16 protein-coding genes are annotated in these 16596 nt (G+C 60.1%); all 16 read right to left on the bottom strand.

What is annotated here, in order from left to right:
- Nucleotides 1-5: 5 nt before the first annotated feature.
- A complete protein-coding gene (gene fliI, locus AC1RBR_RS07920; RefSeq protein WP_007966241.1) occupies nucleotides 6-1364 on the bottom strand; it encodes a flagellar protein export ATPase FliI in 1359 nt (452 codons plus the stop codon).
- A complete protein-coding gene (gene fliH / locus AC1RBR_RS07915) occupies nucleotides 1354-2160 on the bottom strand; it encodes a flagellar assembly protein FliH (protein WP_096796265.1) in 807 nt (268 codons plus the stop codon). The genes fliI and fliH overlap by 11 nt, the downstream gene beginning before the upstream one ends.
- 4 nt (nucleotides 2161-2164) lie before the next feature.
- Nucleotides 2165-3184 carry a flagellar motor switch protein FliG gene (gene fliG, locus AC1RBR_RS07910; RefSeq protein ID WP_016771079.1) on the bottom strand — a complete coding sequence of 340 codons (1020 nt, stop codon included), beginning with the start codon at nucleotides 3182-3184 and terminating at the stop codon, nucleotides 2165-2167.
- Nucleotides 3177-4964 (bottom strand): flagellar basal-body MS-ring/collar protein FliF, encoded by a 1788-nt coding sequence (gene fliF, locus AC1RBR_RS07905; protein WP_095139368.1) that lies wholly within the window; start codon nucleotides 4962-4964, stop codon nucleotides 3177-3179. The genes fliG and fliF overlap by 8 nt, the downstream gene beginning before the upstream one ends.
- Nucleotides 4965-4979: 15 nt before the next feature.
- A complete protein-coding gene (gene fliE / locus AC1RBR_RS07900; protein WP_025111944.1) occupies nucleotides 4980-5309 on the bottom strand; it encodes a flagellar hook-basal body complex protein FliE in 330 nt (109 codons plus the stop codon).
- Nucleotides 5310-5560: 251 nt separating this feature from the next.
- A complete protein-coding gene (locus AC1RBR_RS07895) occupies nucleotides 5561-6952 on the bottom strand; it encodes a sigma-54-dependent transcriptional regulator (RefSeq protein ID WP_492563753.1) in 1392 nt (463 codons plus the stop codon).
- 5 nt (nucleotides 6953-6957) lie between these two features.
- A complete protein-coding gene (locus AC1RBR_RS07890; protein ID WP_492567222.1) occupies nucleotides 6958-8151 on the bottom strand; it encodes a sensor histidine kinase in 1194 nt (397 codons plus the stop codon).
- 125 nt (nucleotides 8152-8276) lie between these two features.
- Nucleotides 8277-9752, bottom strand: coding sequence for a sigma-54 dependent transcriptional regulator (locus AC1RBR_RS07885; RefSeq protein ID WP_003222863.1), 1476 nt, complete (start codon nucleotides 9750-9752; stop codon nucleotides 8277-8279).
- Between the two features lie 172 nt (nucleotides 9753-9924).
- A complete protein-coding gene (gene fliT, locus AC1RBR_RS07880; RefSeq protein ID WP_095139365.1) occupies nucleotides 9925-10221 on the bottom strand; it encodes a flagellar protein FliT in 297 nt (98 codons plus the stop codon).
- A gap of 11 nt (nucleotides 10222-10232) precedes the next feature.
- Complete coding sequence (gene fliS, locus AC1RBR_RS07875; protein WP_027614233.1) at nucleotides 10233-10631, bottom strand: flagellar export chaperone FliS; 399 nt, start codon at nucleotides 10629-10631, stop codon at nucleotides 10233-10235.
- Between the two features lie 129 nt (nucleotides 10632-10760).
- A complete protein-coding gene (fliD, locus tag AC1RBR_RS07870; RefSeq protein ID WP_456018993.1) occupies nucleotides 10761-12230 on the bottom strand; it encodes a flagellar filament capping protein FliD in 1470 nt (489 codons plus the stop codon).
- Between the two features lie 83 nt (nucleotides 12231-12313).
- Entirely contained in the window at nucleotides 12314-12673 is a 360-nt protein-coding gene (locus AC1RBR_RS07865) for a flagellar protein FlaG (RefSeq protein WP_443534319.1), read from the bottom strand.
- Between the two features lie 73 nt (nucleotides 12674-12746).
- Nucleotides 12747-13598: a flagellin domain-containing protein gene (locus tag AC1RBR_RS07860; RefSeq protein ID WP_007920059.1), complete on the bottom strand. Its 852-nt coding sequence runs from the start codon at nucleotides 13596-13598 to the stop codon at nucleotides 12747-12749.
- Between the two features lie 237 nt (nucleotides 13599-13835).
- Nucleotides 13836-14108, bottom strand: a complete 273-nt coding sequence (locus AC1RBR_RS07855; protein WP_492563748.1) for a hypothetical protein — start codon at nucleotides 14106-14108, stop codon at nucleotides 13836-13838.
- Nucleotides 14105-15394, bottom strand: a complete 1290-nt coding sequence (locus AC1RBR_RS07850) for a motility associated factor glycosyltransferase family protein (RefSeq protein ID WP_492563746.1) — start codon at nucleotides 15392-15394, stop codon at nucleotides 14105-14107. Before AC1RBR_RS07850 ends, AC1RBR_RS07855 begins: the two co-directional genes overlap by 4 nt.
- 86 nt (nucleotides 15395-15480) lie before the next feature.
- The gene (locus AC1RBR_RS07845; protein WP_492563744.1) at nucleotides 15481-16407 is read right to left on the bottom strand and encodes a ketoacyl-ACP synthase III; all 927 of its coding nucleotides are present in this window, start codon (nucleotides 16405-16407) and stop codon (nucleotides 15481-15483) included.
- Nucleotides 16408-16596 lie beyond the last annotated feature (189 nt).

Here is a 16596-nt window from a genome sequence, read left to right as displayed (position 1 = left end):
GCCGGTTACCCGCCCGCCGCAGGCGCGAACAGGGTTTCGAGGTAAGCCTGGCTCTCGCCCATGTTGATCTTGTCGTTGAGGCCCTGCCGCTGGTAGCGGGTCAGTTGCGGTTGCAGCGAGATCGCCAGATCGGTTTCGCGGTCGCCACCGGCAACGTAAGCGCCGACGCTGATCAGGTCGCGGCTCTGCTGATAGCGCGACCACAGCTGCTTGAAATACTGCGCGCGCTGCATGTGCTCCGCCGAGACCACGGCCGGCATCACCCGGCTGATCGACGCTTCGATGTCGATGGCCGGGTAGTGCCCTTCCTCGGCCAGACGCCGGGACAACACGATGTGGCCGTCGAGCACGCCCCGCGCCGAGTCGGCAATCGGATCCTGCTGGTCATCGCCCTCGGACAATACGGTGTAGAACGCAGTGATCGAACCGCCGCCCTTCTCCGCATTACCGGCGCGCTCCACCAGTTTCGGCAGTTTGGCGAACACCGAGGGCGGATAGCCCTTGGTCGCTGGCGGCTCACCGATGGCCAAGGCGATTTCCCGCTGGGCCTGGGCGAAACGGGTCAGCGAATCCATCAGCAACAGAACGTTTTTGCCCTTGTCGCGGAAATACTCGGCGATCCGCGTGCAGTACATCGCCGCGCGCAGACGCATCAGCGGCGCATCGTCCGCCGGCGAGGCGACGACCACCGAACGCTTGAGGCCTTCTTCACCGAGGATGTGCTCGATGAACTCTTTAACTTCTCGACCCCGCTCACCGATCAGACCGACGACGATAATGTCGGCCTCAGTGAAGCGGGTCATCATGCCCAGCAGCACCGATTTACCGACACCGGTACCGGCGAACAGGCCCAGACGCTGACCACGCCCGACCGTCAGCAGACCGTTGATGCAACGGATGCCGACGTCCAGCGGTTCGTGAATCGGGTCGCGGTTGAGCGGGTTGATCGTCGGGCCGTCCATCGGCACCCAGTCCTCCGCCTTCATTCCGCCCTTGCCGTCCAGCGCGCGTCCGGCGCCATCGAGTACGCGACCGAGCATGCTCATGCCCATCGGCAGGCGACCGGTTTCGGCCAGCGGCACCACGCGGGCGCCCGGGGCAATGCCGGCGACGCTGCCGACCGGCATCAGAAAGACTTTGCTGCCAGAGAAGCCCATGACTTCCGCTTCCACCTGGGACGGGTGATAGCTGTCGTCATTGATGACCAGGCAGCGCGTGCCCATGGCGGCGCGCAGGCCTTCGGCTTCGAGGGTGAGGCCGACCATACGCAGCAGGCGGCCTTCGAGAATCGGCGCGCCGGCGATTTCAGTGGCGTCGGCATAGGTGCTGAGGCGCTTGGCGAAACTGGTGCGTTCAAGGCGCATCGGGGGTGTCCGCGAGCGGCTCTTGCGGCGCAGCCGCCAGTTGGCTTTCTTCAGGAATGTCCAGGCTCAGGTCCGGCGCGGCCGGGTGCAGAGCCTGTTCGTGCAACTGGTCGAACAGTTTGGCCATGACCTGGGTCACGCGGGTCTCGATGCTGGCGTCGATGCGGCTGTGCTCGGTTTCAACCCGGCAACCGCCCGGCAGCAGCGAGTCGTCTTCGACGATGCGCCAGGATTCCTCATGACGCTCGCGCAAGGCCTTGGCCTGCTCGAAGTCCTGCGGATTGACGTACAGACGCACGTTGTCCACGCCCAACGGCAGCAGCTTGAGCGCGTCGCGCATGACGTGTTCGATCTGGCTGGAATCGATGGCCAGTTCGCGCTTGATCACCTGTCTGGTGATGTGTTGCACGAGGTCGACCAGCGACTTTTCGATCTGGGTGTCTTGCTCGGCAATCGGTTCGAACAGGTGAGTCATCAGTTGCTCGAGGCTGGCGAGTTTCGCCGCCAGCGCTACTTCGGCCTCCTGACGCACCTTGAGTGTGGCGCTGTGAAAACCTTCCTTCTCGCCGATGCCAAAGCCCTCGTTGTAAGCCTCCTGACGGATGCTTTCGAGTTCTTCCAGGGTCAGTGGCTGGACTTCTTCCAGCGGCACTTCTTCCATTTCCGGCGGTTCGGGTTCCGGTTCCGGCTCGGGTTCCGGTTTCGGCGGATCGAAGCTGGGCAGCGCCCAGGATTCGAAACCACGAACATCGCGGGCGCGGATCAGATCCGTCACTGACTCGTCATGCTTGTCCATGGGCTTAGATCATTTCCTCGCCGCCCTTGCCGCCGAGCACGATTTCGCCGGCTTCGGCCATGCGACGGGCAATGGTGAGGATTTCTTTCTGCGCGGTTTCCACGTCGCTGACGCGCACCGGGCCTTTGGCTTCGAGGTCGTCGCGCAACAGTTCGGCCGCACGCTTGGACATGTTCTTGAAGATCTTCTCTTTGACGCCTTCGTCCGAACCCTTGAGGGCCAGCACCAGCACGTCGGAAGACACTTCGCGCAACAGCGCCTGAATGCCGCGATCGTCGACATCGGCCAGGTTGTTGAACACGAACATGAGGTCTTCGATCTGACCGGACAGGTCTTCGTCGACTTCGCGGATCGAGTCCATGAGCTGGCCTTCGATCGAGCTGTCGAGGAAGTTCATGATGTCCGCCGCACGCTTGATGCCACCCAGGGTGGTGCGCGAGGCGTTCGAGTTGCCGGAGAACTGCTTCTCGAGAATCTGGTTCAGCTCTTTCAACGCAGCCGGTTGCACGGTGTTCAACGACGAGACGCGCAGGATGATGTCCAGACGCACCTTATGGTCGAAGTTGCCCAGTACTTCACCGGCCTGATCCGGGTCGAGGTACGCCACCACGATCGCCTGGATCTGCGGGTGTTCGTAACGGATCACATCGGCAACAGCGCGCGGCTCCATCCATTTCAGGCTGTCGAGGCCACTGGTGTTGCCACCGAGCAGGATGCGGTCGATCAGGCCGTTGGCCTTGTCTTCACCCAGCGCCTGGGTGAGCATTTTGCGCACGTAGTCGTCGGAGCCGACGCCGAGGCTGGTCTGGTCGCCGACGATGTCGACGAACTCGCTCATGACCTGCTCGACCTGTTCGCGATGGACGTTGCCCATCTGGGCCATGGCCACACCGACACGCTGAACCTCTTTGGGGCCCATGTGGCGCAGCACTTGCGCGGCATCGGTCGAACCCAGGGACAGCAGCAGAATCGCGGCTTTGTCGACCTTGGTCAGTTTGACGGTTGCGGCTCGGTTATCACTCATCTGCGTTAATCCACTCTTTCACGACCTGAGCCACGCGACCCGGATCCTCGGCCACCAAGCTCTTGATTGCATTCAGTTGTGCGTCGTAACCCTCGCTCGGGCTCGGCAACAGAATGCTCTGCGGACCACCGAGGCTCACGCGGTCGTTGGCCAGGTCGCCGTCCAGGCCGCCCATGCCACCGAGTTCCACGTCGCTGCCCAGACCGGCCAGCTCCTTGCCTTTGCCGCCGCCGGTGATGTTGTTCAACACCGGACGCAGCACACCAAACACCAGCACCAGGATGAACAACACACCCAGCACTTGTTTGACGATGTCCCAGAACCATGGCTGGGAGTAGAACGGAATATCGGCAATCACTTCACCGCGCTCGGCGGAGAACGGCATGTTGATCACGCTGACGCTGTCGCCACGGCTGGCATCGAAGCCGACCGCGTCCTGCACCAGACGGGTGAAGCGCGCCAGTTCGTCGGCGCTCCACGGCGCACGGGTGGTTTCACCGTTGGCCGCGTTGACCTTGACCTGATCGTCGACCACCACCGACACCGACAGCCGATTCAGGCGACCCTGCTGCTGTTTGGTGTGGCTGATGGAACGGTCGAGCTCGAAGTTCTTGGTGGATTGTTGACGCTTGTCTGCCGGGTACGGCGCGAGCATCGGCTGGCCGGTGGCCGGGTCCATGATCTGCTGACCGTTGGCATCCACCAGTGGCTGGCCGGGTTGAATCATGCCGGCCGGCGCTGCAGCGCCACCGGTGGTTTGCGGTGCCGAGGCTGGCGCCGGCGGCTGGTTGCTCAGGGCACCCGGTACACCTTGTGGGCCATTGCTGGCGGTGCGTTGTTCATTGACCGACTGCTCGCTGCGCAACGCCGGTTGGTCCGGGTTGAACTGCTCGGCGGTGGATTCGACGGCACTGAAATCGACGTCGGCCGAGACTTCAGCCTTGTAGCGATCGTTGCCCAGTACCGGCTGCAGAATGTTGTGTACGCGCTGGGTGAGCATGCTTTCCATGCGGCGGCTGTAATCGAACTGCTTGCCGGCCATGGTCATTTCGGAGTTCTCCGCCTGATCGGAGAGCAGGTTGCCCTTCTGATCGACGACGGTGATCTGCGATTTGCTCAGTTCAGGCACGGAGGTCGCCACCAGGTTGATGATCGCGACCACCTGACCCGGCTCCAGCGAACGCCCGGAGTACAGCTCGACCAGTACCGAAGCGCTTGGCTTGCGCTCATCACGCACGAACACCGAACTCTTCGGAATCGCCAGGTGCACGCGAGCGCCCTTGACGTTGTTCAGGCTGGAGATGGTGCGCGCCAGTTCGCCTTCCAGACCACGACGGTAGCGGGTCGCTTCCATGAACTGGCTGGTGCCCAGACCCTGTTCCTTGTCGAGGATTTCGAAACCGATGTTGCCGTCGCTGGGAGTGACACCAGCGGCCGCGAGCTTGAGGCGCGCACGGGACAGGTCATCGGCCTTGACCAGCAAGGCGCCGGAGTTCGGCTCGACGGTGTAGGGAATGTCGGCGGAGGCCAGGGTATCCATGACCTGCTTGGCGTCCATGCCGGCAAGGCTGCCGTACAACGGACGGTAATCCGGCTGCTGCGACCACAGCACCACGGCAAAGCCAATCGCCACGCTCGCAGCCAGGCCGACCAACAGGCCCACCTGACGCAGCATGGTCATCTCGGAGAGGTTTTCCAGGAAGGACAGGCCGAACAGCGGCGGTTTGCCGTCTATCGGGGTGGCCTTGGCCGGAACGTTATCGGCGACTGCTTCTGCCATGACTCAATCTCGTCCTTAAACCGGCATCTGCATGATGTCTTGATAAGCCTGAACCAGTTTGTTGCGCACCTGGGTCAGAGCCTGGAACGACACGCTGGCTTTTTGCGAGGCGACCATCACGTCCGTCAGATCGACGCCGCTCTTGCCGATTTCAAATGCGTTGGCCAACTGAGTCGACGCCTGCTGGGTATCGCTGACTTTGTTGATGGCCTGACCGAGCATGTCGGAAAAGCTGCTGCCTGCCAGTTCAGGGACGGCGGCAGTCGATTTCGGCGTGGCCATGGCGTCCATTTTCATGGCCTTCATGTCCATCATCAACCGATTAAATTCAATACCTTGGCTCATGGTCTACTCTCTTGGGCGGCCCGCAATTTTTTGACACTCACTCGGCGGGTACACAGGTGTTAGCAACAAGGGTGCCAGCTCGGCGGACTTATTCTATAAAAGCCCATCAAGGCACCGCGTCAGGTGCAGGCACCGCGAAATCACTGTGGGAGCGGGCTTGCTCGCGAAGAGGGAGAGTCAGTCGACATGCTCGCAACTGACCCTGCGCTTTCGCGAGCAAGCCCGCTCCCACAATTGACATGCGGCGAGTTTCAGGTGGCAAACAGATAGCCTTCGACGTCCATCCCCGCATCACGCATTTGCGCCAGCTTGTAGCGCAGGGTACGCGGGCTGATACCGAGCTTTTCCGCGGCTTCCTTGCGCCGACCACGTTCGGTGCGCAGGGTGTCGATGATCATCTGAAACTCCCGTCGCCGCAGGTCATCGCCCAGCGCACCGGCGGATTCGGCCTCGACTTCGATCTCGCGTACCAACGGCTGCAGCGGCGCAACGACAGGCGCAGCGGTGTAAGTCACTGCGCCGGTCAGACAGAAATCCTGCGGCTGGATCAAACCACCCTGCTGCAGAATCAGCGCCCGTTGAATCGCGTTATCCAGCTCACGCACATTGCCCGGCCACGGGTAGTGGGTCAGGCAAGCCTGGGCTTCTGGCGAAAGTTTCGCCGCCGCATGCTTCATTTTATTGACGTGTTTGTTCAGCAACCGCTCGGCCAGCGGCAAGATATCGGCAGTGCGCTCGCGAAGTGGACGCCAGGCCAGGGGGAAAACCGACAGACGGTAAAAAAGGTCTTCGCGGAAACGCCCCGCCGCCACTTCGCCGGCCAGATCACGGTTGGTGGTCGCGACTACGCGAATATCCAGGGTGATCGGCTTGCGCGCCCCCACGCGCTCGACCTCGCGCTCCTGCAACACCCGCAGCAACTTGGCTTGCAGGCCCAAGGGCATCTCGGAAATTTCGTCGAGCAGAATGGTGCCGCCATCGGCCTGTTCGAACTTGCCGGCCTGCGCCGCGATGGCGCCGGTGAACGAGCCTTTCTCGTGGCCGAACAGCGTGGCCTCGAGCATGTTGTCGGGAATCGCCGCGCAGTTGATCGCGATGAACGGCTGATTGGCACGATGGGAATGCTGGTGGATGTAACGCGCCAACACTTCCTTGCCGGTGCCGGACTCGCCGGAGATCAGCACTGTGGAATCACTGCGCGCCACCCGCGCCGCCAGTTCGAGCAACTGCGCGCTGGCCGGCTCGACCGCCACCGGACCTTCGCAATCTGTGGTGCTGATGCTGCCCAAGGCATGTCGCGACACCAGGTCCAGTAGAGCCTTTGGCTCGAACGGCTTGACCAGATAATCCGCTGCGCCCTGACGCATCGCATCCACCGCACGCTCGACCGCGCCGTGTGCAGTCATCAGCAGCACCGGCAATTGCGGCTGCCGGGCACGCAGCAAACCGAGCAGTTGGTGGCCATCCATGCCGGGCATGTTGACGTCGCTGACCACCAGACTGAACGCTTCGCGCTCGACCGCCTGCAACGCCTCTTCGGCGCTGCCGACTGCCTGGTAGTCGTGGCCCGCCAGCAACAGCGTGTCGGCCAGCGCTTCGCGCAACGAGCGGTCATCCTCGACCAGCAAAACCTTGATGCCCATGACGTTTACTCAGCTCCGTGTACAGCGGAAAACAGCGGCAGGATCACCTGCGCGCACGTGCCGCGCCCGACCCGAGAGCGCAACTGCAATTCTCCCTGATGCGCCCGGGCCACTGCCTTGACCACGGTCAGGCCCAGCCCGGTGCCGGTGACTTTGGTGGTGAAAAACGGTTCGCCGAGGCGCTCAAGCACCAGCGGCTCGATGCCGCTGCCGCTGTCGCTGACGCACAGGCGCAGGCTGTTGTCGCGGGTGTAGCAATGCACCTTCAGGCGCACGTTGCCATCGCTGGCCTGAATCGCGTTTTCGATCAAATTGAGAATCGCCCCGACCAGGGTGTCGCGGTTGCACAGCAGTTCGCCGGCATGGCTGTCGCACTGCCAGCGGATTGGCAGATCCTGCACATGGGTCAGCGCCGCCGCTTGCAGCGCCTGCATCAGAGTATTTGGGGTGATGCGGTCGGTCAGTGGCAGCTCGCCACGGGCGAACACCAGCATGTCGCGCACCTGATGCTCCAGCTCATGCAGGCGCTCCTTGAGGCGGCCGGCAAAGCGCTGCTGGGTGGCGACGGGCAACTCCTGCTCAGTCAAATGACTGGCGTAGAGCAACGCAGCGGACAACGGCGTGCGGATCTGATGGGCCAGCGAGGCGACCATCCGTCCGAGCGACGACAGACGCTCATGGCGCGCCAGTTGATCTTGAAGGTGGCGGGTTTCTGTCAGGTCGTTAAGCAACACCAACTGGCCCGGCTCGGCATCCAGCGAGCGGGTGGCGATCGACAGGCGTCGACCGTTTTTCAGCGAGATTTCATGACCGTCGTCTTCACGCGGGGCGAAGCAACGGGCGATGACGTGGCGCCACAACTCGCCTTCCAGCGGCAGCCCCAACAGGTCGATCGCTGCGGGATTGGCTTCGCGCACCATACCGTGGCCGTCGATCACGATGACGCCACCGGGCAACAGATCAAGAAGGTTTTGCAGACGGTTGGCCAAACGCTCTTTTTCGGCCAGCTCCTGCATGCGCTGGGCACTGACCACGGCCAGCTCGCCCTTGAGCTCGGTAACTCGGGCTTCAAGCATGCTGTAGGAGTCGGTCAATTGACTGGACATCTGATTGAACAGCGCGAACGCGTGCTCAAGCCCCAGGCGGCTCGCCTGCTCTACGGACGACGATTGCCCCTCGGCATGGGAGGCAGATGACATCTGGGCGTGGGGCATTGTGTTCTCTCGCTTGGCTGACCGTCAGTTAAACGGAACGTTGCGAGGGATGTAGCAATACCCGTGCCTAAAAAAAACTGCTTATAAATGAAGGCGTTGAAAAACAGGCGTCAATCATCCGCCTGTTCGTCTCCTTCGCGCCGGCTCATGCCGTACTTGCGCATCTTCTCCACCAGCGTGGTGCGACGAATGCGCAGGCGTTCGGCAGCACGCGCCACAATGCCATTGGCATCGTCCAGCGCCTGCTGGATCAGACCCTGTTCCAGACCACCGAGGTAGTCCTTCAGGTCCAGGCCTTCCGGCGGCAGCATCGCATTGGCGGTGAAGTCCGGCGTATGACCGTTGATCGCCACGCGCTCTTCGAGATCGCTGCGCAGGCTGTCGACCATCTGCTCGTCTTCATCGTCGACGTAGCGGAATTTCTTCGGCAATTCGACCACGCCGATCACCCCGTACGGATGCATGATCGCCATGCGCTCCACCAGGTTGGCCAGCTCGCGGACGTTGCCCGGCCAGCCGTGACGGCATAGCGACATGATCGCTGCCGAGTTGAAACGGATCGAACCGCGCTTTTCGTGCTCCATGCGCGAGATCAGTTCGTTCATCAACAGCGGGATGTCTTCGACGCGCTCACGCAGCGGTGCCATCTCGATCGGGAACACGTTCAGGCGATAGTAGAGGTCTTCGCGGAAGGTGCCGATCTCGATCATGCTTTCGAGATTCTTGTGGGTCGCGGCAATGATGCGCACATCGACGCTCTGAGTCTTGTTGCTGCCCACGCGCTCGAAAGTGCGCTCCTGCAGGACGCGCAGCAACTTGACCTGCATCGGCAGCGGCATGTCGCCGATTTCGTCGAGAAACAGCGTACCGCCGTTGGCCAGTTCGAAACGCCCGGCACGGCTGGTGATCGCACCGGTAAAGGCGCCCTTCTCGTGACCGAACAGTTCGCTTTCCAGCAGCTCTGCCGGGATCGCCCCGCAGTTGACTGGCACGAACGGCGCGTCGCGACGCTTGGAGTGGTAATGCAGGTTGCGCGCAACCACTTCCTTGCCGGTGCCGGACTCGCCGAGGATCAGCACGCTGGCGTCGGTATCAGCCACTTGCTGCATCATCTGACGGACGTGCTGAATCGCCCGGCTGGTGCCGACGAGGCTACGGAACAGATTGGGTTCGCGATGACGGCCGCGCTCGCGGGCCTGGTCGTACATCTCGCGATAGACCTGGGCGCGGTGCAGGGAGTCGAGCAGTTTGCTGTAGCTGGGCGGCATTTCCAGGGTCGAAAGCACGCGGCGGCGCTGGTCTTCCGGCAGGTCGACGGAAGAATTATCGCCCATCAGCAAAACCGGAAGGAACTCATCCCATGTCGAGAGTGTCTTTAACAAGCCCAAAAGTGCACCCGGAGCATTTACCGTCCCGATCAGTACACAGATGACCTCACGACTCGATGACAAAGAGCCGACAGCCTGCTGCCAGTCATGGCTGCCGCAGGGTAAATTTTCTTCGCCGAGAAAATTTAAAATCACCGCCAGGTCGCGGCGGCGGACGCTATCGTCATCGATCAGCAGAATTTTGGTTTCACGCCACATGCAATAGCAACTTCCCTAGTCAACTCAATGCCCGAAAAATGGGGCAAGCGAGACGCTTGCAGGACACCTTGTGCCTGTAGACGCCTGAAATCTGAAATCAGCCACTAGTTAAGTCAAAAAACCGTGCACAGTCAAATTTATGGCGCACATGTCTGGATTAACTGGGGGTTAATTAACCAAACAGATGGTAAACCTTTGCCGCCTTTTGCGCTTGGGTGATCTGCGACATCTCGTTGGCTATCGCCTGGCGCTCACCCATTGCCGCTTCAAGCAGCTCCTTGTAGACATGGAGCAACTCCTCAAGGTTACTGCGCAAGGCCTCCTCATCCAGCGAGGCCTCGACCATGACGTCTTCCATGCAGGAACGGCAAGCCAGATCCAGCTCGCCAATGGCTTCCCAGTTGCGTTCGGCCAGCGCACTGACCAGCGCCTCACGGGTATCGGCGATTCTCTGCAATACAAGACTCATGGTGCTCTCCTTCAAAACTGCGGAGCAGGCTCGGGGGCGATGGCATCCCAGCCTTCTTTTACCGTGCTCAGCAAGCCGGCAACCTCGTCGAGAATGCGCGGATCGCTGTTGATGTTGGCCTCGGCGAGACGCTTCATCATGTAGATGTACAGCCCGTCCAGATCGGCCAGTTCATCGGCACACTTTTCCAAATCCAGACCTTCGCGCAGCCCGCTGACAATGCCAATGGCCTTGCTGATCGAGGTGCACTTGCCAGGAATATCCTTGCGCTCGATGGCACCCTTGGCCTGAGCGATGCGGGCCAGCCCGCCTTCCATCAGCATTTGCACCAGACGGTGCGGGCTCGCCTCGGAGGTCTGGGCGTGCGCGCCGACTTTCTGATATTGCCGAAGGGCTAACATTGGGTTCATGTTCTACCTCATTGCCACAATGACTCGTATAACCAGTGTATCGCCAACGAATCACAGAACTTTAGATCAAAAGACAAAAACCCGGCGCACGCCGATAAAGCGTAGCCGGGTTTTTGTCGTTCTTGCAGGTTACTTCGCGGACTGCTGAGCGTTCAGCGAGCTGAAGAACGACGTGATGTTGCTGGCCGTCGCTTTCATCTGCCCAACCAGCAAGTCCATGGCGTTGTATTTCGCAGTCAACGTCTTGGTCAGGTTGGCCACACGCAGATCCAGCGCCAATTGCTGGGAAGTAAGGTTGCGCGTGTTGTTGTTCAGAATGGTCATGCGCTGATCAAGCAGACCCGTGGTGGTTTTACCATCAGGAGAAGCTTTCAGATACGGGTCCACCGCTTTGCTCATGCGCGCCAGCAGACCGTTGGTGTCGTTGGTCCCGGTGAACATCTGCTGAACCTGACCAGCCTTGCCAGGCTGACTCATGGTTTTGGTGAACGCTGCAGTATCAAACGTCAGGTTACCGGTGAGACGGTCGGTCATCACACCGATCTCCGACAGGTAGGACAACGCACCATTTGCACCAGCACCAGGAGCAGTCAACTGGCCACGGATGTCGGCGATCAGCGAGCGCGGCAGCGAGTCACCGGTAAACGCCGCCTGCACTGTCAGTTTGCCGTCCTCATCAGGCGTAGCCTTGGAAAGCGTGTCGATGGTGGTCTTCAGGGTGTTGTATGCGTCAACAAACGCCTGAACCGAGGCCTGCAGCCCTTTGGTGTTGGTATCGACGCTGACAACGGTCGGCGTGGCAACGCCACCAACGACAGGGCTGACAGTGGTCAGATTCAGGGTCAGGCCGCTGATTGCACCACTGACCGTATTGCTCTTGCTGGAAACCTGCAGGCCGTCGATGGTCACCTTGGCATCTTGCGCAGGGCCATTGACGTTGCCAGAGGCGCCTGCCGCCGGATTAGTACCCATCGGCTGGGTACCGTCGATCTCCAGACCGGCAATCCCGCTGACAGAGAGGTCGGTACCTGCGCCCGTCTTGTTCGAGCTGATCACCAGGCGCGAAGCACCACTGCTGTCGGTCACGATGTTGGCAGAAATACCATTGGCGCCCTGAGCGGTGTTGATCGCGTCACGCGTGCTTTGCAAGGTTGCATTGGCCGGGATCGTGACATTGTAATCAGTGCCATTCTGACTGATTTTCAGGGTACCACTCGGAATGGCACTGGCAGCACCGCCGGCGAAAGAAGCGCTGGCAACTTTCGAGCCAGTGGCCAACTGGTTGACAACAACGTTGTAAGTCCCCGAAACCGCGGTGTTATCGGAGGTGGCGCCCAGAATCGCTGTGTTGCTCGAGGTCGCCGTGAAGCCGGCAAATGCCGGATTGGTCTTGCTGCCCAGGTTGGTCATCGCCGTCTGGTACGCGGTCAGCGCACTCTTCAACGTGCCGACACCGGAAATCTTCAGGGTATTGGTTTTGGTCGCGGAATCGATCTGCGTCTGCTTCGGCGACTTGTCGGCGTTGACCAGCGCGGTCACGATCGCGCCGATGTCCAGGCCGGAACCCAGTCCGGAACCCGGTAGAATTGGACTTGCCATGTGCATCTCCCTTCAGATTGTTGCCAGACTTTTGACCCGTCCAGGCGTCATTCAAGAAAGACAAACACTATTCATGCCAGCTATCAGACTTTGGCGTCGAACAACACATGGCTTGCGTTGGCGAGGCTGTCTGCGAGCTTGAGTGCTTCTGCGGAGGGGATCTGGCGTACGACCTCACCCGTCTCGCTTGCGATCACCTTGACGATGACCTTGCCAGAGTGCTCGTCGATCGAGAACTCCAGGTTACGCTTGATCGATTGAACGAACTTCTCGATCTCTTGCACGGCCAGTTTCAACTTGGCGTCATCCGTTTGCTGACTTTTCCTGTCAGCGACCGGTGCGTCGGCCGGTGCAGCCTTTGGCGTCTCCGACGGCTTATCAGCAACAGGCGTCGCTGGCTTGGGAGCCGGATAAGACACGTTAAGCTTTACGCTCATGTCCATGCTCATCACCTCCTAACGTAAAAAAGCGAGAGAGCGCGACCAGCGCACCCTCCCGCCCAAACTCATTCCGAAATTACTGAAGCAGCTTCAGTACAGCGGAAGGCAGTTGGTTGGCTTGAGCCAGAACAGAGGTCGAAGCCTGTTGCAGGGTTTGCTGCTTGGTCAGGTTAGCAGTCTCTGCGGCGAAGTCGGTATCTTGTACGCGACCTTGTGCAGCAGTGGTGTTCTCGGTGATGTTCTGCAAGTTCTGGATGGTGCTGGTCAGACGGTTTTGCGAAGCACCCAGGCTGGCACGAGTTGCACCGATTGCAGCGATAGCGGCGTCGATTGCAGTGATTGCGTTGTCGATGTTCTGCGAAGCGCCAGTTACGGTAGCACCGGTCAGGGACAGAGTACCGCTACCAACCGACAGGCTGACGGCGTCGAACTTGGAGCTCAGTACCAGGTCGATGTGGTTAGCCGAACCGGTGTTTGCGCCAACTTGCAGGGTCACAGTACCAGCCGAACCGTCCAGCAGGTTTTTGCCGTTCAGGTTGGTCGAAGCCGAGATACGGGTGATTTCGTCAGACATCTGAGCGAATTCAGCGTTGGTAGCGGTCTGGTCAGCAGTGCCGTTGGTGCCGTTACGTGCTTTAACAGCCAGTTCACGCATACGCTGCAGAATGTCGGTAGTCGCTTGCAGAGCGCCTTCAGCGGTCTGGGCAACGGAGATACCGTCGTTGGCGTTCTGGATGGCTTGGGTGTTACCACGGATCTGCGAAGACATACGGTTCGAGATCTGCAGGCCAGCAGCGTCGTCTTTTGCGCTGTTGATTTTCAGGCCGGAAGACAGGCGCTGCATCGAAGTCGACAGAGCGTCGGAAGCACGGTTCAGGTTCTTTTGAACGTTCAGCGACGTGGTGTTGGTGTTTACTGTTAAAGCCATGACGAATTCCTCGTTGGTTGGGTACTGCGGCTTCCGGCCCTGGCAACCGCCTGGAATGGCCTAGAGAACCTTCGTAATAGTTATCGTCGGGTTGGCAGGTTGCTTGAGGGCTTTTTGAAAAAATTTTGCCATCACCCTGCCACCCCCGAGAAAACAAGGGCTTAGCGCCCTCCCACCTGCGAAAAAATGACGCCATAAAACCGACCCGCGCGTAAAGCCGCGGGCCAGTGCGGTTGCTCACTTTGCCGATCGTGCTTTTTGCAACACTTCAATCAGCTCGTACTCCATCCAGTCAGCCAGCCCCAACCAGTCCTGACGTTCCTGACAATCGAGCATCTGCGTGAGTACAAAAGCCCAGTCCTGCTGAATCGGCGCAGGCGCGGCCATCAGCAACTGCTGTGCGCTCTCGAACACATCGACCATATCCAGCGCCGCCTCGACATCACGCCCCAGACGAAACAGCCCGGCGCACTGACGGCATTCGTCGAAGCATTTTTCAATCGCCGTCATTGCACGAACTCCTGATTGAACTGCGTCCCGGCGATCATTGCGCCCGCCCGGCTGCTGTTGAAAAATTGCACGTGCGGATGCGCGGCGATGTAGCGCTCCAGTACACACAGATAACCGCGGAAGTTCAGCTGCGTACTGACCCGTTGGCCGAATCCGTCGCGAACCCAGTGTCGCGCCTCGCTCACCGATGGCCCGAGATCACCATCCTCCCAGCCGGCGTGAGTCTTGTTCATCGGGAACGCGAAGTCGGCACCGAACAAGGTGATGCGCGCAGCGCCCATGTGCACTGCCAGGTCTACCGCCGGATGAATAACGCTGCCGCCCACGTGCAACAAAGCCCGGGGATATTGCTCACGCAACGCGGCATACACAGGGCTGGCCGAGTAACCGCCGTAACGCTTGCCCTTCCAGGCACGCAGCAAAACAGGGTCGCTCATCGGCAGGTATACCAGCGGGATTCCATCGGAAGCTTCGACCGGCAAATGCTGAAAGCCAATACGCTGATCGATACTCACCACCAAGTCCGGAACGATGCCGTGCTCGCGCAACGGCCGGTAAGCGGTATCGACACAAATGAACAGCGCACGCCCGACTTTCTCGCGAATTACTGCCAGTCGCTCGTAATGCTGCTCCAGTGTCGGGCCCGTGCCGATCACATAAATGTCCCGACCCAGGGCAGTCCCGAACAATTGCGCCACATCGTCATCGCCCAGCAACACCGGCAGACAGTCCTGCAAACGCTGCTGAATGAACGGCAAGTGCGGATCGAACTCACGATTGTTAAAGTTCAGGTGCACTTCGCTGACCAGCCGATCGCGGATCTTCGCGTTGAAATCATCAGCCAGCAGCATCTCCGCCGGCAGGGCGAAAAACGGTGTGCAGATGTCTGACAGATCACCGGCATAGAACAGCTGCACGCGCGGATCTTCCAGCCATTGCCGTTGATCGAGCAGTTGCAGCACCAGCGCGAACAACGCGCCATTGAGGACATGCACGTACAACTGCTCAAGGCCAGCACGCTCCAGCAGCACCGTTGGCAGATCACCGAGGCCTGTGCCATAGACATGCAACTGCGGCTTTTCCGCCAGACTGGCAGCCTGGATGCGGGCTTCGTGGACGCGGTCGTGGCGACTGGTCAGTTGAATGCCATTGACGCTGAGCGTCGAGCCCAAGCCCTGCACCAGCTCGGCTTGAACGACTGAAGTGTCTTCAGCCTGCAAGCGCTCAAACAACGCCGGCCAGCGTTGCTGGATGACCTGGGCGTTGGGTTGGAAAAACTCGCTCATGACGCCTCGCGTTTCGTTCGGGCAAAAAAATAGCGCTCAAGGGTAACCTTGAACGCTATTTTTGTATCCGCCGTTTTTGCCCGGGCTCAAGGACGATAGATGATCGCCGAGCCCCACGACAGACCGACACCGAAACCGCTCAGGGCAATGCGCTGCCAGTCGGAATCGAGTACGTGTTTTTCCAGCAGCAGCGGGATGCTCGACGACACGGTGTTGCCGGTCTCGACCATGTCCTTGATGAACTTCTCCGGCTCGCCTTCGAAACGCCGCGCCACCGCATCGACGATCGCCGCACTGCCCTGGTGAATGCAGAAGGCGTCGATGTCATCAGCGTTGAGGCCGGAGTCGTCAAGCAATTCGTGCAAATGCGCCGGGACTTTGAGCAGCGCGAAGTTGAACACCTGACGCCCGTTCATGAAGAACACGCCATCGGTGACTTTCAGGTGCGGTGCGCCGGATCCGTCGGTGCCGAACTTGGCCTTGCCCAGCGCCCAGGAAGGGTCTTCGCCCATCCAGGTCGCCGTGGCGGCATCGCCGAACAGCATGGTGGTATTGCGGTCTTCCGGGTCAACGATTTTCGAATACGGGTCAGCGGTGATCAGCAGGCCGTTCTTCAGGCCGGCGGCTTCCATGAAGCCCTTGATCGCGTAGATGCCGTAGACGTAGCCGGAGCAGCCCAGGGAAATATCGAACGCCGCGACATGAGTCGGCAGACCGAGCTTGTCCTGGACGATCGCCGCGGTGTGCGGCAGACCTTCTTCGTCACCGTTCTGGGTGACGACGATCAGTGCGTCGATCGATTCACGCTTCAGTGCAGGGTTGCTGGCAAACAGCGCATTGGCCGCTTCCACGCACAGATCGGAGGTTTCCTGTTCAGCGTCTTTGCGCGGCAGGAAGGCAGAGCCGATTTTACCGAGGATGAACTCTTCATCCTTCTCGAATTTTGCACCTTGTGCGTAATTGTCCACGCCGGCTACAGGAACGTAGCTCGCAATGCTTTTTATGCCAATCATTACGGCTTCCCAATAAAAAACAGCCCAAAACCACCGCTCGCAAGGATTCGAGGGGCGCCGACAAACAGAAAACGGCCGCCACAAAGGGCAGCCACGGGGAGCGTAAAGGGCTATCACTGGAACCGATTACACGGCCAGGCGCCATCTCCCCGGTCAATACAATACAGTGAAGATGCGCGTTATGACTCG

The sequence above is a fragment of the Pseudomonas sp. GW823-FHT01D03 genome (assembly GCF_058798255.1).
Note: the sequence above shows the minus strand (reverse complement) of the source record. Positions and strands in the feature narration are given on the sequence as shown.

Bases quoted from the DNA above. Each gene is read 5' to 3' on its own strand.
- fliI (WP_007966241.1), bottom strand. From the start codon at position 1,364: ATGCGCCTTGAACGCACCAGTTTCGCCAAGCGCCTCAGCACCTATGCC.
- fliH (WP_096796265.1), bottom strand. From the start codon at position 2,160: ATGGACAAGCATGACGAGTCAGTGACGGATCTGATCCGCGCCCGCGAT.
- fliG (WP_016771079.1), bottom strand. From the start codon at position 3,184: ATGAGTGATAACCGAGCCGCAACCGTCAAACTGACCAAGGTCGACAAA.
- fliF (WP_095139368.1), bottom strand. From the start codon at position 4,964: ATGGCAGAAGCAGTCGCCGATAACGTTCCGGCCAAGGCCACCCCGATA.
- fliE (WP_025111944.1), bottom strand. From the start codon at position 5,309: ATGAGCCAAGGTATTGAATTTAATCGGTTGATGATGGACATGAAGGCC.
- AC1RBR_RS07895 (WP_492563753.1), bottom strand. From the start codon at position 6,952: ATGGGCATCAAGGTTTTGCTGGTCGAGGATGACCGCTCGTTGCGCGAA.
- AC1RBR_RS07890 (WP_492567222.1), bottom strand. From the start codon at position 8,151: ATGTCATCTGCCTCCCATGCCGAGGGGCAATCGTCGTCCGTAGAGCAG.
- AC1RBR_RS07885 (WP_003222863.1), bottom strand. From the start codon at position 9,752: ATGTGGCGTGAAACCAAAATTCTGCTGATCGATGACGATAGCGTCCGC.
- fliT (WP_095139365.1), bottom strand. From the start codon at position 10,221: ATGAGTCTTGTATTGCAGAGAATCGCCGATACCCGTGAGGCGCTGGTC.
- fliS (WP_027614233.1), bottom strand. From the start codon at position 10,631: ATGAACCCAATGTTAGCCCTTCGGCAATATCAGAAAGTCGGCGCGCAC.
- fliD (WP_456018993.1), bottom strand. From the start codon at position 12,230: ATGGCAAGTCCAATTCTACCGGGTTCCGGACTGGGTTCCGGCCTGGAC.
- AC1RBR_RS07865 (WP_443534319.1), bottom strand. From the start codon at position 12,673: ATGGACATGAGCGTAAAGCTTAACGTGTCTTATCCGGCTCCCAAGCCA.
- AC1RBR_RS07860 (WP_007920059.1), bottom strand. From the start codon at position 13,598: ATGGCTTTAACAGTAAACACCAACACCACGTCGCTGAACGTTCAAAAG.
- AC1RBR_RS07855 (WP_492563748.1), bottom strand. From the start codon at position 14,108: ATGACGGCGATTGAAAAATGCTTCGACGAATGCCGTCAGTGCGCCGGG.
- AC1RBR_RS07850 (WP_492563746.1), bottom strand. From the start codon at position 15,394: ATGAGCGAGTTTTTCCAACCCAACGCCCAGGTCATCCAGCAACGCTGG.
- AC1RBR_RS07845 (WP_492563744.1), bottom strand. From the start codon at position 16,407: ATGATTGGCATAAAAAGCATTGCGAGCTACGTTCCTGTAGCCGGCGTG.